This is a genomic window from Alitiscatomonas aceti (genome assembly GCF_025567195.1).
GTDB classification, from domain to species: Bacteria; Bacillota; Clostridia; order Lachnospirales; family Lachnospiraceae; genus Alitiscatomonas; species Alitiscatomonas aceti.
The window spans coordinates 30,184-44,683 of sequence record NZ_JAOQJF010000007.1 but is presented as its reverse complement, the minus strand read 5'-3'; the positions used below and the strand labels follow the sequence as shown (position 1 = coordinate 44,683).

At 49.3% G+C, this 14,500-nt stretch carries 13 protein-coding genes; all 13 read left to right on the top strand.

The genetic code is table 11. The features are described from left to right. Nucleotides 1–50 precede the first annotated feature (50 nt). The 13 genes from OCV69_RS04955 (at nucleotide 51) to OCV69_RS04890 (ending at nucleotide 14,495) form a co-directional block, all read left to right on the top strand. On the top strand, nucleotides 51–704 hold the full coding sequence (locus tag OCV69_RS04955; RefSeq protein ID WP_262563012.1) for a DNA topoisomerase: 654 nt from the start codon (nucleotides 51–53) through the stop codon (nucleotides 702–704). Continuing rightward, the gene (locus OCV69_RS04950) at nucleotides 701–1,588 is read left to right on the top strand and encodes an LPD16 domain-containing protein (RefSeq protein ID WP_158358155.1); all 888 of its coding nucleotides are present in this window, start codon (nucleotides 701–703) and stop codon (nucleotides 1,586–1,588) included. Before OCV69_RS04955 ends, OCV69_RS04950 begins: the two co-directional genes overlap by 4 nt. Next, nucleotides 1,585–1,893 carry an immunoglobulin gene (locus OCV69_RS04945; protein WP_158358157.1) on the top strand — a complete coding sequence of 103 codons (309 nt, stop codon included), beginning with the start codon at nucleotides 1,585–1,587 and terminating at the stop codon, nucleotides 1,891–1,893. The genes OCV69_RS04950 and OCV69_RS04945 overlap by 4 nt, the downstream gene beginning before the upstream one ends. Next, a complete protein-coding gene (locus OCV69_RS04940; RefSeq protein ID WP_158358209.1) occupies nucleotides 1,880–2,473 on the top strand; it encodes a YodL domain-containing protein in 594 nt (197 codons plus the stop codon). Before OCV69_RS04945 ends, OCV69_RS04940 begins: the two co-directional genes overlap by 14 nt. Continuing rightward, a complete protein-coding gene (locus OCV69_RS04935; protein ID WP_158358159.1) occupies nucleotides 2,474–2,680 on the top strand; it encodes a transposon-transfer assisting family protein in 207 nt (68 codons plus the stop codon). Between the two features lie 409 nt (nucleotides 2,681–3,089). Beyond that, nucleotides 3,090–3,827 carry a TnpV protein gene (locus tag OCV69_RS17175; protein WP_331485639.1) on the top strand — a complete coding sequence of 246 codons (738 nt, stop codon included), beginning with the start codon at nucleotides 3,090–3,092 and terminating at the stop codon, nucleotides 3,825–3,827. 5 nt (nucleotides 3,828–3,832) lie between these two features. Next, a complete protein-coding gene (locus tag OCV69_RS04920; RefSeq protein ID WP_262563016.1) occupies nucleotides 3,833–10,090 on the top strand; it encodes a DEAD/DEAH box helicase family protein in 6,258 nt (2,085 codons plus the stop codon). Beyond that, the gene (locus OCV69_RS04915) at nucleotides 10,087–10,419 is read left to right on the top strand and encodes a plasmid mobilization protein (protein ID WP_158358163.1); all 333 of its coding nucleotides are present in this window, start codon (nucleotides 10,087–10,089) and stop codon (nucleotides 10,417–10,419) included. The genes OCV69_RS04920 and OCV69_RS04915 overlap by 4 nt, the downstream gene beginning before the upstream one ends. A gap of 155 nt (nucleotides 10,420–10,574) precedes the next feature. Then, entirely contained in the window at nucleotides 10,575–10,880 is a 306-nt protein-coding gene (locus OCV69_RS04910) for a hypothetical protein (RefSeq protein ID WP_158358165.1), read from the top strand. A 16-nt stretch (nucleotides 10,881–10,896) separates the two neighbouring features. Continuing rightward, nucleotides 10,897–11,166 carry a hypothetical protein gene (locus tag OCV69_RS04905; protein WP_008396502.1) on the top strand — a complete coding sequence of 90 codons (270 nt, stop codon included), beginning with the start codon at nucleotides 10,897–10,899 and terminating at the stop codon, nucleotides 11,164–11,166. Between the two features lie 60 nt (nucleotides 11,167–11,226). Beyond that, nucleotides 11,227–12,693, top strand: coding sequence for a relaxase/mobilization nuclease domain-containing protein (locus OCV69_RS04900; RefSeq protein WP_262563009.1), 1,467 nt, complete (start codon nucleotides 11,227–11,229; stop codon nucleotides 12,691–12,693). Nucleotides 12,694–12,966: 273 nt separating this feature from the next. Next, entirely contained in the window at nucleotides 12,967–13,194 is a 228-nt protein-coding gene (locus tag OCV69_RS04895) for a helix-turn-helix domain-containing protein (protein ID WP_119297759.1), read from the top strand. A gap of 20 nt (nucleotides 13,195–13,214) precedes the next feature. Next, nucleotides 13,215–14,495, top strand: coding sequence for a DNA cytosine methyltransferase (locus OCV69_RS04890; protein WP_158358169.1), 1,281 nt, complete (start codon nucleotides 13,215–13,217; stop codon nucleotides 14,493–14,495). Nucleotides 14,496–14,500 lie beyond the last annotated feature (5 nt).

The window sequence follows — 14,500 nt, the reverse complement described above, 5'->3', positions numbered from 1 at the left end:
TCCACGCACCCCCTTGACAAAAGCTTTCAGAAGCTCTTCTGCTTTCAGCGATGGAGAGTGCCAGCTCGGATGAATTTCCGGCTGGTGTAGAGCGAAAAGGTATCGGCACACCAGCTACACGCGCTGCCATCATCGAAAAACTGGTGCAGAAAGGCTTTATCGAGCGTAGGGGTGATAAGAAAACGAAATACCTTTGCTCTACGGACAAGGGAAATGCGCTGGTGACGGTGGTGCCGGAACAGATTCAGTCTCCATCCATGACGGCAGACTGGGAGGAAAAACTGCTGAAAATAGAACACGGCGAGTATGACAGCGATGCCTTTATGGGCGAAATCAGCAGCATGGTCAGCGGACTTGTTAAAACCTACGAGGCTGTAAAAGGAGCCGATGTGCTGATGCAGCCGGAACGCAAGGTCATTGGTTCCTGTCCCGCCTGCGGCAGTGATGTCTGCGAAACGGCAAAAGGATGGTTTTGCAGGGATAAGAGCTGTAAATTTGCGCTCTGGAAGGAAAACAGGTTTTTTCAGACACTGGGAAAGCAGATGACAGAGGAACTGGCAAAGCAACTGGTAAATCGGGGAAAAGCACGGCTTACCCATTGCTATTCCAGGAAGTCCAATCGTTACTATGACACAACCGTTCATGTAGAGACCGGCGAGGACGGTGCAGCAGCATTTAAGCTGGAGTTTGGAGGTAAAAAATGAGCATGAAAATGATGAATGCAGCTTATCTGGTGGATAATGTCGCTCTGCTTTCCTTGCAGGAAAAGCAGGACGGCGTGGAATTTCATTGTTTTGATATGGACAGCAAGGTGCAGATTGCCGAGGGACACATTGGCTGGGATGTGTTGGATAAACAGCCGTTTTCTACGCTGGAAGAAAGCGCGAGGGTGGCAGCACTCAAGGAGATTCCCCAGCTGGACGGTCTTACCGTTGCGCCGGTAGCCCCGGAGATGCTGGAGCAGATGCGCGGCGGCAGAAAAGTTCTTTGGCAGATGAAAAAGGCTGATCCTGAACTGGAGAATGCTAAAAATATCCGGTTTATCACCAGCAGCTACGAGGATCGGTTCAAAATTCCGGATGGCAGTGCGGTGGAGATTGAGTATCCGAATCGGAAGTTCTCAGCTCGCTGCGAATATATGGACGAATATCATCTGCGCCTTGGGTATGATGTTCTGCACATCTGTCAGCTGGCAGAAATGCTGGAACGCGGTGGCGGTACATGCCGCCCGGAGCCGCTGATTACGGAAGAATGCAGCGCATGGGATTTGGGAAGCAAGGGCTTTCTTGCCATTCAGACCTGTGAGGACGGTTACGACTATACCTTATATCATAAGGACTTCACGGAAATTGACGGTGGCCAGATCGACAACCCGGAAATCAGCATGAATGCAGCCAGAGACCAGATCCTTTCGGATTATGGATTCGGTGGACGTACCATGACGCGGATTGACTATGATGAACTTTGTGATCATGCAGAGGATGCAGAAATCAGCAGACGGGAATCTGTGCTGGGTAAACTCTCGGATTTGTCTTCCAGAACGGATACGCCGGTGAAAGCTGCTAAGGTGAAGGAGGCGGAGCGATGAAATATAAGCTTACGAAGGCAGAGCAGGAAACCGTCATCAATTTTGACAATGAACTGGATACGGCCAGTGTTTACACCCATGACAGCCGGCTGATTAAGAAGCTCCGGGAACTGCGAAAACAGTATCCGGAGCAGTTTATTTTGGAGCACCGGGAGCATGGATCGGTCACTTATACGATTCCGAAACGCTGCGTCGGTATCCGACCGCCTTACAGTGAAAAGCGTCGGGAACAGCAGCGACAGGAAGCAAAGGAAAACGGACTGCCGTTTATGGAGAAGGGAGAAATGAATGATGGCAAGAATTGAAAAGTGGGATGAAGTGCATGGAAATCAGGCACCGGACGAAAGAATGATGGCATTTCTCGACAGTGCCACTGACCAGTATGCGATTTTGCAGCTTCGCCGCAGCGAGGATACGGTATATGAACGCTTTTCGTCTATGCGCGAACTGGAACGGATGGGGCTGAAACCGGATATTGACCATTATGAGGTGGTGTATACGGCTCCGCTTCTTCCATACAAGGATCAGAATACGATGTTGGAGGAACTGTATGCGAAATTCAATGTTTCCCGCCCTGATGATTTTACTGGGCATAGTCTTTCTGTGTCTGACATCGTGGCTTTACGGCAGAATGGTGTTGTAAGCTGTCACTATGTGGATTCCATCGGCTTCCAGGAACTGCCCGGATTTTTGAAACCGGAGAATTACCTGAAAGCCGCAGAAATGGCAATGGAAGACGATTACGGCATGATTGACGGCGTAATCAATAACGGAAAGAAGGAAGAACCGGCGGAGAAAGCATCGGTTCTGGATCAGCTGAAGGAAAAGCAGGAGGCGGTGCTGCCTGCACCGCCTCGCAGGTGCTGCGAAGAAAAGGAGTTGTAAATGCGTTTTACGGATGACGAATGGATGCTCATGATGCTTTACAGCCCTGGCACAAGGACAGGGCTGATCGAAGAGCTTCAAAAGATGCAGAAAAGTCTGACCGGAAGGGACAGAAACCTGCGCAGGTGGACGGCCTCGCTGCTTGCGAAACTGGTAGAGATGACGGATGCTGAATATGAGGCACTGGATTTATATCCGGACGAATAAGGGAGAGGAGGAAAAAGACAGATGATGACGAAAACGGCTTATTATATGCAGATGGCACAGGAAGCTGCGGCACAGATCACTGGCAGCAAAGAACAGTGGACAGCGTTTCTGACCACATCCGCGCGGCTTTATAAGTATCCCTTTGCGGAGCAGCTGATGATCTATAAGCAGAGACCAGAAGCGACGGCCTGTGCAGAGTACGATCTCTGGAATGATCGGATGAACCGCTATGTGAAGCGTGGCTCCAAGGGCATTGCTCTTTTGGACATGCGCGGCGAGCAGCCGAAACTGCGGTATGTATTTGATGTGGCAGATACCGGAGAACGGAAGAATTCCCGACCGGTACAGCTCTGGAAAATGAATGCGGAGCATGAGCAGCCAATCATTCGCGCACTGGATGTAGCATTTGATGTTCCTGCCGGTGCTGGGTCTCTGGAAAATCATATCATGGAAGCGGCAGAACGCCTTGCAAGGGATTACTGGGAGGAAAATCGCAGGCAGATCAGTGACATCGTTGCAGATTCCTATCTGGAAGGATATGATGAACTCAACATCGGAGCTTCCTTTAAGAGAGCTGCCGCTGTCAGCATCGCATATTCCGTCTTTACCCGGACGGTGGGCAATGCAGATGACTATTTTGAGCACGAGGATTTTCTGGATATTTTTGATTTTAATACACAGGCTGCCGCCAATGTGCTGGGAACTGCGGTCAGCGAAATGTCCAGCCAGATCTTCCGGGAAATTGAACGCACGATCCGAACCCATGAAAAAGACAAGCAGGCAGAAAGGAGCCAAAACTATGATGGAGCTGAATTACACGAAGAACGGCGATTACCTGATTCCGGATATCCAGCTGTCGGTGCAGGAACAGAAGCCCTTGGGCAAGTACGGGAGGATGCGCAGAGCGTTCCTGCAGGAGAACAACACGCTGCTGTACAATCACCTGATCCTAACCGAGAAGCTGTATCCGCACCTGTGGGAGATTCAGGAGACCGCGACCGCACGGATGGAGCAGATGATGGCGGAGCTTCTGAAAGCGAATCCGGCACCGGACAAGAAATCGAACCAAATGGCCTGGGTGCAGCACATGAACATGCTGAAAGCGCAGGCAGAGGAAGTCATTCTGACGGAACTTATCAACAGCTAAACTTTATGAGCTTGTTTCAGTCCGAGGCAGAGCAGATTCAGAAAATTGATGCGGCGGTAGAAAATGCAGCCAGAGAAGCGGAGAGCGAAAAGCCCTCCGCTTTTGTCATTTCTGAGGATGAAATCGACCGGATGTTGCGAGCAGGTTCTAATTTTGAAGGCGGAAAAATCCGTATTTATGCGCTGTATCAGCAGCAAGGGGACGCGAAAGAACGAGCTGCATTTCTGAAAGCGGAATACGGTCTTGGCGGTCACAGCTATACCTTTATGGATGGCAGTCGTGGTTTTGCAGATTATGACGGAAAAGGTATTCTGCTTCGCAATTATGGCCATGATCGGGAAGTGCGACTCACATGGTCGGCGGTGGATAAGCGGTTAGACCGGCTTGTGGTAAATGGTCAATATCTTACCGCACTGGAAATGGAAGAGTATCGGAAGCTGGAGCAGGAATATGGTGCACCGCTTCCTATGCCGACTGCCGCCCATGTATTTCCGCCAACACCACCGGAACACTACGATACCGGAAATGAGCATGTGGACAACTTGCTGAATACGGCTGCGGATGTATATGCCCGGAGTGAACTGGCAGCACCCCAGCGGTTTACCGTGATGGAGACAGACGCTGGCTATGCGGTCTGGGATGATATTCAGGACGGCATTCATGTAGAGCCGGATGGTGTCAGCGAGGAGTTTACCAGCGAATGGGAGGCAGAAACCTACCGCCAGCAGCTAATTGAAAAAATCCAGGAACGAGAAGCAAAAGACTGGCTCTATGTTGAGCAGAGCAAGCAGAATTTGCGGCAGGACATTCCATTCCCGGATGTGGAATCTGAAGAAGTACAGGAACCGACTCATGCAGTGACAGATCCTCTGGTGCTGGAAATGCAGGAACACGCCAGAGAACTTGCCAGAGAGTCTGGATATGCACCGGATGAACGGTTTGTAGTCACGATGACCGGCGATAATTTCCCGGATTCTAAGGATGCGTTTGCCATCTGGGATTATGTCAAAGAAGAGTATTACGGATATTCAGACGGAAAAGTACAGACATTTGTCGATTATGTGAGTGCGTCCGAGGCGTTGCAGAAGATTCGCGGCAGGAACATGGAGGCTGAAAAAGAGCCTGCAACTGTGCAGCCAGAACCGGCAGCTCCGGTGCAGCCGGATTATCGTGTCGGCGATACGCTGTATCTGGACGGAAAGGCATTTACGATTGAAAAAGTCGGGCTTTTTGATGTGGAGCTTCGGGACCCGGACTCCGTGTATCCGATCTTCCGCTCAGAAAGCAAGGAAAATCTGGCAAGACTTTTGGGACATGAGAAAAATGTTCACCTGCACAATCTGGTGGTTGATCTGAATCCTGGAAAAGAAAAGCTGGGCGAAGAACAGAAGCCGGTAATCTCAGAGAAAGAGTCGGAGAACACCCATGCAGAAAACTACCGTATCAACAGTTTTCATCTCGGTGAAGGCAGTCCTAAGCAGAAATTCCGTGCCAACATGGATGCCATCTACACGCTGAAAGCCTTAGAAAATCAGCATAGGGATGCGACACCGGAGGAACAGGAAACGCTGGCCAATTATGTCGGCTGGGGTGGGCTGGCAGATGCCTTTGACGCAGAGAAAACTGCCTGGACAGGCGAATATAAGGAGCTGAAAGCAGCTCTTACGGAAGAAGAATATGCCGCAGCCAGGGCTTCGACTCTGAATGCGCATTACACCAGCCCTACCGTGATCCGTGCAATCTATGAGGCATTGGACGGTATGGGATTTGAGAAAGGCAATATTCTGGAACCGTCGATGGGTGTCGGCAACTTCTTCGGTATGCTGCCGGATTCCATGCTGGGAAGCAGACTGTATGGTGTGGAACTGGATTCCATCACCGGGCGTATTGCGCAAAAGCTGTATCCGCAGGCAGAAATCAAGGTGGCAGGCTTTGAGACCACCGACCGGCGTGATTTTTATGATCTGGCCGTGGGCAATGTGCCTTTTGGCAACTACCGTGTCAGCGATAAGCCATATGATAAACTCGGATTTTCTATCCACAACTATTTCTTTGCCAAGGCATTGGATCAGGTTCGTCCCGGTGGCATCGTGGCCTTTGTTACCAGCCGCTACACGATGGATTCCAAGAATCCGGACGCGCGAAAGTATCTGGCGCAACGGGCAGAACTGCTGGGAGCCATCCGACTTCCTAACAACGCATTCCGTGCCAATGCCGGTACAGATGTAGTGTCGGATATCATTTTTCTGCAAAAGAGAGACCATCCAATTGATATCGAACCGGATTGGGTGCATCTGGGGCTGACATCGGAGGGTATTACCCTCAACAGCTACTTTGTTGAGCACCAGGAAATGGTGCTGGGTGAGATTACAACGGAAAGTACCCAGTACGGCAAGGAAGAATGTACGGTCATTCCGATTCCAGGTGCGGATCTGGGAGACCAGCTGCATGAGGCGGTGCAGCACATCGGCGGTCATTATGAAGCACAGGAGCTGGCACCGGAGGAGGAGTTGTCCTTGCAGGGCGAAACCATTCCGGCAGACCCCAATGTAAAGAACTTCTCCTATGCGGTGGTGGACGGGGATGTTTATTTCCGTGAGAACAGCATCATGCGGAAGGCTGACCTTTCTACGACAGCCACCGGCAGGATCAAGGGCATGGTGGAGCTTCGCACCATTGTGCAGGAACTGATCGACTATCAGTTGAACGATTACCCGGAGAAAGCGATTGCCCAGAAACAGCGGGAACTGAATGTAGCCTATGACCGATTCGCCGATCAGTATGGGCTTATCAATTCCCGTGCAAATGCACAGGCCTTTTCGGAAGATTCGTCTTATTATCTGCTCTGCTCTCTGGAAAATGTAGATGAAAACGGCAGGCTGGAATCCAAGGCGGATATGTTCACCAAACGGACGATTCGACCGGAACGGGCTGTTACCAGCGTAGATACTCCGGCAGAGGCTCTGGCAATCTCCATCGGAGAGCGCGGCAAAGTGGATTTGCCCTATATGTCGGAGCTTTTAGGTACACCGGGAGAATTTGAAAAAATCCAGCAGGAACTGCATGGTGTCATTTTCAAAGACCCGATGACGCAGGGCGGCGAGGAAACCGGCTGGGTGACGGCTGATGAATATCTGTCCGGCAATGTCCGGGAAAAACTCCGCGTGGCAGAACTGGCTGCGGCTTCTGACCCTGCCTTTGCGGTAAACACGGAATATTTGAAGAAAGCACAGCCGAAAGACCTGGATGCGTCGGAGATTGATGTGCGCCTTGGTGCCACATGGGTCAATCGGGATTATATCCAGCAGTTTATGGAAGAAACCTTTGAACCGCCGTTCTATCTGCGCAGAAATATTGAAGTGAAATTCTCTCCCATGACGGCAGAGTGGCAGATTACCGGCAAGAGTACACCGAGCCGGAATGATGTTCATGCCTATATGACCTACGGCACCAGCCGTGCCAATGCCTACCGAATTCTGGAGGATACGCTGAATCTGCGGGATATTCGTATTTACGATACCGTGGAGGATGCAGACGGCAAGCAGAAGCGGGTTCTGAATAAAAAGGAGACCACCCTCGCCCAGCAGAAACAGCAGGCCATTAAGGATGCGTTCCAGAACTGGGTGTGGAAAGACCCTTATCGCCGCGCGGAACTTGTGGAAAAGTATAACGAGCTGTTCAACAGTACCCGTCCTCGTGAGTATGATGGTTCTCATATCCGCTTTGGCGGCATGAATCCGGAAATCCGGCTGCGGGAACACCAGCAGAATGCCATTGCTCATGTGCTGTACGGCGGCAATACGCTGCTGGCCCACGAAGTGGGTGCCGGTAAGACTTTCGAGATGGCCGCTTCTGCTATGGAGGCAAAACGGCTGGGACTGTGCCAGAAATCCATGTTTGTCGTTCCGAATCATTTGACCCTTCAGTGGGCAAACGAGTTTCTGCGTCTGTATCCGAGTGCAAAATTGCTGGTGGCAAGCAAAAAGGACTTTGAAACTGCCCGCAGAAAGAAGTTCTGCGCACGAATTGCTACTGGTGATTACGATGCAGTCATCATCGGGCATTCCCAGTTTGAGAAAATTCCGGTGTCCGCAGAACGGCAGGAGCGGATTTTGACTGCCCAGATTGATGAAATCGAAAACGCCATTGCTGAGATGAAATCCCAGAATGGCGAACGTTTCTCCATCAAACAGATGGAAAAGACCCGGAAAGGATTGGAGGCGAGATTGGAGAAACTTCGGGCAACCGACCGAAAAGACGATGTGATTACCTTTGAGCAGCTGGGCGTAGACCGACTGTTTGTAGACGAAGCACATGCCTTTAAGAATCTGTTCCTCTACACAAAAATGCGCAATGTTGCAGGCTTGTCCACATCGGAAGCACAGAAATCTTCGGATATGTTTATGAAGTGCCAATATATGGACGAGTTGACAGGCGGGCGCGGCATCATTTTTGCGACCGGCACCCCGGTCAGTAACAGCATGACGGAGCTTTACACCATGATGCGGTATCTCCAGTACGGCACATTGCAGCAGAAAGGGCTGACCCATTTCGACAGCTGGGCTTCTACCTTTGGCGAGACCACCACGGCCATTGAGCTGGCACCGGAAGGAACCGGATACCGGGCAAGAACGAGATTTGCAAAATTCTTCAACCTGCCGGAGCTGATGAACATGTTCAAGGAAGTGGCGGATATCAAGACTTCCGATCAGCTGCATCTGCCGGTGCCGGAGGCAAAATTTGAAACCGTGGTAGTGCAGCCTTCGGAGCATCAGCAGGCGATGGTGGCGGAGCTTTCGGAACGGGCGGCGGCTGTGCATTCCGGCGTGGTAGACCCGTCGGTCGATAACATGCTGAAAATCACATCAGACGGCAGAAAGCTGGGACTGGATCAGCGGCTGATGAATCCTCTCCTGACGGATGACCCCAACAGCAAGCTCAACGCCTGTGTGCGGAATGTGCTTCGGATTTATGAGGAAGGACAGTCGGATAAGCTGACCCAGCTGCTTTTCTGCGACCTCAGCACACCGAAAAACGATGGAACCTTCAATGTCTATGAGGATATCCGCGCCAAACTCATCCAGGCCGGCGTACCAGAAGAAGAAATCGCATTTATCCATGATGCGGATACCGAGGCAAAAAAGAAAGATTTGTTTGCTAAAGTCCGTACCGGGCAGGTGCGGGTGTTGTTAGGTTCGACACAGAAGATGGGCGCAGGCACGAACGTGCAGGACAGACTGGTGGCCGTGCATCATCTGGATGTGGGCTGGCGGCCTGCGGACATGACCCAGCGAAATGGTCGTATCATCCGTCAGGGAAACCGAAACAAAGAAGTGCAGGTTTATCAGTATGTGACGGAAGGAACCTTTGATGCCTACCTCTATCAGACACTGGAGAATAAGCAGAAGTTTATCAGTCAGATCATGACCAGCAAATCTCCGGTACGTTCCTGTGATGATGTGGATGAGCAGGCTCTTTCCTATGCGGAAATCAAGGCACTTTGTGCCGGAGACCCGCAGATCAAGGAAAAGATGGATTTGGATGTAGATGTTGCAAGGCTGAAAGTATTGAAGGCGGATCATCAGAGCCAGCAGTACCGATTGGAAGATAAATTGATGAAATATTTCCCTGCGGAGATTGAGAAAACGCAAGGGTTCATCAAGGGCTTTCAGTCGGATATTCGGACGGTGGCGGCACATCCGCTGCCGGAAGAGGGGTTCTGCGGTATGGAGGTGAATGGCACACAATTTACTGAAAAAGCCGAGGCCGGTGAAGTAATTCTTGCGGTCTGTAAAGCCAATCAGAGTTTGGAGCCGGTGCCGCTTGGCAGCTACCGTGGTTTCAAGATGGAGTTGTCATATGACAGCTTCCAGAAAGAGTATCAGGTGCTGCTGAAAGGCGAGATGACCCACCGGGTGCCCATCGGCACCAGTGCTGCGGGCAATATCCAGCGTTTGGATAATGCTCTTGCCGGGATTCCTGCAAGGCTGGAGAAGGCGGAACAGCAGCTGGACAGTCTTAGGAGCCAGCAGGAAGCTGCGCAGGCCGAGCTTGGAAAAACGTTTCCCCAGGAGGCAGAACTGGCAGAGAAGAGTGCAAGACTGGCAGAACTGGACGCACTGCTGAATATGGATGACCGTGGAAATGATGATCCTGACCGTGAGAATACAACAGAAAAGCCGTCTGTCCTGGCAGAGCTGCGTGACCGTGCAGGGCGCATTCCGCCGATGACACATCGGGATGATGAGGAGGTGGCACTATGAGTGTTCGGGAACACTGGATCAATGTCCGGGTAAACCCGGAAGAGATGGCGAGGATTCGTGAAAAGCAGAAGGAATTGGGGATTCGCAATACCGGTGCCTATATGAGAAAAATGGCGATGGACGGGTACTGCGTAAATCTTGATTTGTCAGATGTGGCGCAGGTATCCACCCTTCTTCGCCGATGCAGCAACAACCTGAACCAGTACGCAAAACGAGCCAATGAATCCGGAAGCATCTATGCGGAGGATATCCGGGATTTGCAGAAGCGGCTGGATGAACTCTGGGAGATGCAGAAGCTGATCCTGAAGAGGCTTTCTGGTATTCGCTGACAGCGCAAATGTGCGGGATTTCTACTGCACATGGCACAGATGAAACTGTCTGTGCCGTTACATATTTTTTTGCAGCTCTTTCTGTTGACATCGTGGTGTTTGGCAAGCGGGTACGGTAAAATGAAGATGAAAAGAAAAACGAAGGGGTGAAATCCATGAAAATCGTATGTTTTTTGTTGAAGCTGGGGCTGAAAGTTCTGTTGCTGCCGGTTGCGTTTCTGCTGCGATTTCTGTGCTTTATCTGGAATCTGTTGATACAGCTATCCCTGTGGGTGCTTTCGCCGGTCATGCTGTTCGTTCTTGGCTGCGGCATCTATTCGGTGGTTCGGGCGAGCTGGACGGATGTGTTTCTGCTGACTCTGATTGAGATGGGGCTGTTCGCAGCTGCGGTTGGTGCGGGCGGCATCATGGAACTGATGGAGCGGCTGTGCGAGCGTGTAGAGGATGTTTTGACAATTTGAGTTCAGGAGAGATTAGATGGATATTCAGTTTATGAAAGATTATTATGATTTACGGTACGAGGAAACAGATGGAGAGAATCATTTTGTGGAAGAGACTGCTTATCAGGAAAAACAGTCTGAGCAATCGAAGATGGAAGACCAGCTGATGGAAATGGTGGGCGGCAGCGAATCTAATGTGTGGAAGCTGTACGAAAGCATTATGTGCGTCTATTTCGATATGGAAGAGATCATCAAGCAGGCCGTTTATTTGCAGGGAGCTTATGACCGGGAACGGATGTTAAAATGAGAATAGTAGATTGGTAAGAGCTGCCTTCGGGTAGCTCTTTTTAGATGGAGGAATATGAAAATGGCGGCTACAAGACTAATTGCGCTGCATATTAATAAAGGAAAGACGGTGGCGCAGTGTCTGGCTGAACGTACTGATTATACTGAGAATGTAGCAAAGACGGAAGATGGAAAATATATCAGCGCGTATGCCTGTGACGCAAAGACCTGTGATGAAGAATTTCTGCTTTCCAAACGGCAGTATGAGCATATCACCGGTAGAACCCAGGCGCATGATGTGATTGCATATCAGATTCGGCAATCTTTTAAGCCCGGAGAAATCACGCCGGAGGAGGCGAACAAGGTTGGATATGAGACGGCCATGCGCTTTACTAAGGGAAAACATGCCTTTATCGTGGCTACCCATGTTGATCGTGCGCACATTCATAACCACATTATTTTTAATTCGACTACATTAGACAGCACCAGAAAATTCCGAGATTTTCGCTTATCCGGTCTTGCACTGGCAAGGCTCAGTGATATCGTCTGTCTGGAACACCGGTTGTCGGTCATTATCCGGAAGCCCTATGGAGAGCGGCAGAAGAGAACGGAATACCCGGAGAAAAAATCGCAGCGGGATGAAATCTGCGAGGCCATTGATGCAGCATTGGCAAGAAATCCAAAAGACTTTCGGGAACTGATTGAAATTTTGCAGGAGGCCGGATACGAGTATAAAGATGGAAAACAGCCTGCCCTGCGGGGAAAAGGCCACGCCAGATTTGCTCGTTTCCGCTCTCTTGGCAAAGGATATTCGGTTGAAGAACTCTGCGAAGTGATTGCTGGAAATGCGGTTCATAAAAGCAAATTTGCAGAGAAAAATCGTACAAACGCACGGTCAGCACAGGTGCATCAGAAGGCAGAGCTGTCGTTCCTGATTGATGTCCGTGCCAAAATGCAGGCGGGCAAAGGCGCGGGATATGCGCGTTGGGCGAAAGTCTTTAATCTGAAGCAGATGGCAAAAGCTATGATGTTCATGGAAGAGCATGGAATCAAGAACTATGCAGAGCTGAAAGAAAAGGCAGATGGAATTTCTGAAAAATGTGATGCGCTGCTGGAATCTGTAAAAGCAGATGAGGCACGGATGTCGGAAGTGTCGGTACTGAGGAAGCATCTAATCAATTATGCCAAGACAAAAGATGTTTTTGCTGCGTATAAAGCATCCGGCTACGACCGGGAGTTCTATGAAGCCCATCGGGATATGCTGGCCTTGCGCAGCGCAGCAAAAAAGGCGTTTGATGCCTATAAGAAAGAGAACGGTTCTGACAAAAAGCTCCCGCGCATCAGCGAGCTGAACGCAGAGTATGCAATGCTTCTGGAACGAAAGAAAAGCTCCTATGCAGAGTACCGCAAGACCAAATCGGAAATGCAGGATTGGCTTGTGGCACAGAAGATTGTGCAGGAAATCCTGAAAGAGGACGAGCAGAAAAAAGAGCAGATGCATGAGCAGGAAGTGCGGCAGGAAGAAGAAAATAGACAGAGTAGTCGATGATGGAAAGTCCGGTGCAGTGTGGGTGTAATGCTCATGCTGCACCGGGCTTTTTTCTTTGGCAGGAACTGCCGTTGAAGCATCCGGAACGGATGCGCAGCCCGATGCCGCAGGCAGCGTTCTATGGGGATTGGGGAGTTTCCCCAACAAGCAGAAAATCGCTTTCGTGTCACGAAAGCCCTGCTTGCAGAAGAGTTTGACTCATTGACCAAACGCCTAATTGATGCTAAAATAATGCGGTAGATATGTGCATTTAGATACAAGGAGACGACCAATATGACATTTGCAGAGACTATAAAGCGAACAAGGCAACGCCTGTTTTTTTCACAAGAGGCATTTGCGAAAGAACTTAGTGTCAATTTAACAACCGTGAGTCGATGGGAAACCGGAAGAAGCAAACCTAACATCTCTACAATGCGACAAATAAAGGAATTTTGTGAAATGCATAATGTCGACTATGAACCGATTGAAAGTAGTTGGCTTACCTTTGAACAAGAAAAATAAAATGGAGTAGGAGAATCATTATGCCGAATAGAATCCCCGCCGAGGGCAAGTATAATTTTATAGATTTGTTTGCGGGAGCCGGTGGGCTTTCTGAAGGCTTTATTCAAGCAGGGTTTAATCCTATTGCTCATGTAGAAATGAATTCGTTCGCAGCGCAAACATTAGTTACAAGAAGTGCTTATTATTATTTGAAGCAAGTTAAACAGTTAGATATTTATTATCAGTATTTACGTGGGGAAATAACACGCGACGCTTTTTTGGAAAAGATACCTAATCGAATAACAAAAACAGTAATCTGTGAAACAATGTCGAATGATACGCTTCCTGGAATTTTTAAGACAATAGATGGGATTATGAAACTTCGCAATATGCAAAGCGTAGATGTAGTAATAGGAGGACCACCTTGTCAAGCATACTCACTTGTTGGACGTGCCCAGAGTAGTCACATGGATCATCCAATGTCTGAAGATCCAAGAAATGAGCTTTATAAATTGTATGCGAGAGTTTTGAAACGCTATCAGCCTCGAATGTTTGTTTTTGAAAATGTGATGGGTATTTCATCTGCAAATGAGGGGACAACCTTTAAAAATTTGAAAAAATATCTTCGGCGAGTTGGTTATGAGATAGAGTGGCATGAGCAAAATTCTAAGAGCTTTGGAGTTTTGCAGAATCGCCGAAGAATGATAATTGTTGGCTGGTTAAAAAACAGCGGGATGGCATATCCGGAGTTTTTGAAAAAGGAAAGCCCATTTACTGTGAATGATTTGCTGTCCGACCTTCCTAAATTAAAGCCAGGTCTTGGGTCATCCGAATACAGAACTAAAACATGGAGCAAGTGTGTATCTGAGACAGAAGTTAGAACAGTGGATGATGTCCTCACGCTTCATAAGAGTCGTCCTAATAAAGAACGGGATATTGAAATATACAAACGAGCAATAGAGCTATGGAATGATGGACACAAGCGCCTTAATTATAACGACTTACCTGAGGAATTGAAAACGCACAAAAATAGACATTCTTTTGTGGATCGCTTTAAGGTAGTTGAGGGAGATGAGTCTTGCTGTCATACGGTACTTGCACACCTTTCAAAGGATGGACACTATTTTATTCATCCCGATATAGAACAGCACCGTTCCATTACTGTGCGTGAAGCAGCTCGTATTCAGTCGTTCCCTGATAGCTATTATTTTGAAGGACCAAGAACAGCACAATTTGTTCAAGTTGGTAATGCTGTGCCTCCTCTTATGGCAAAAGGAATAGCGTTGGGTATAGCTGAACAATTAGAACACAGACAGGGGTGATTGCG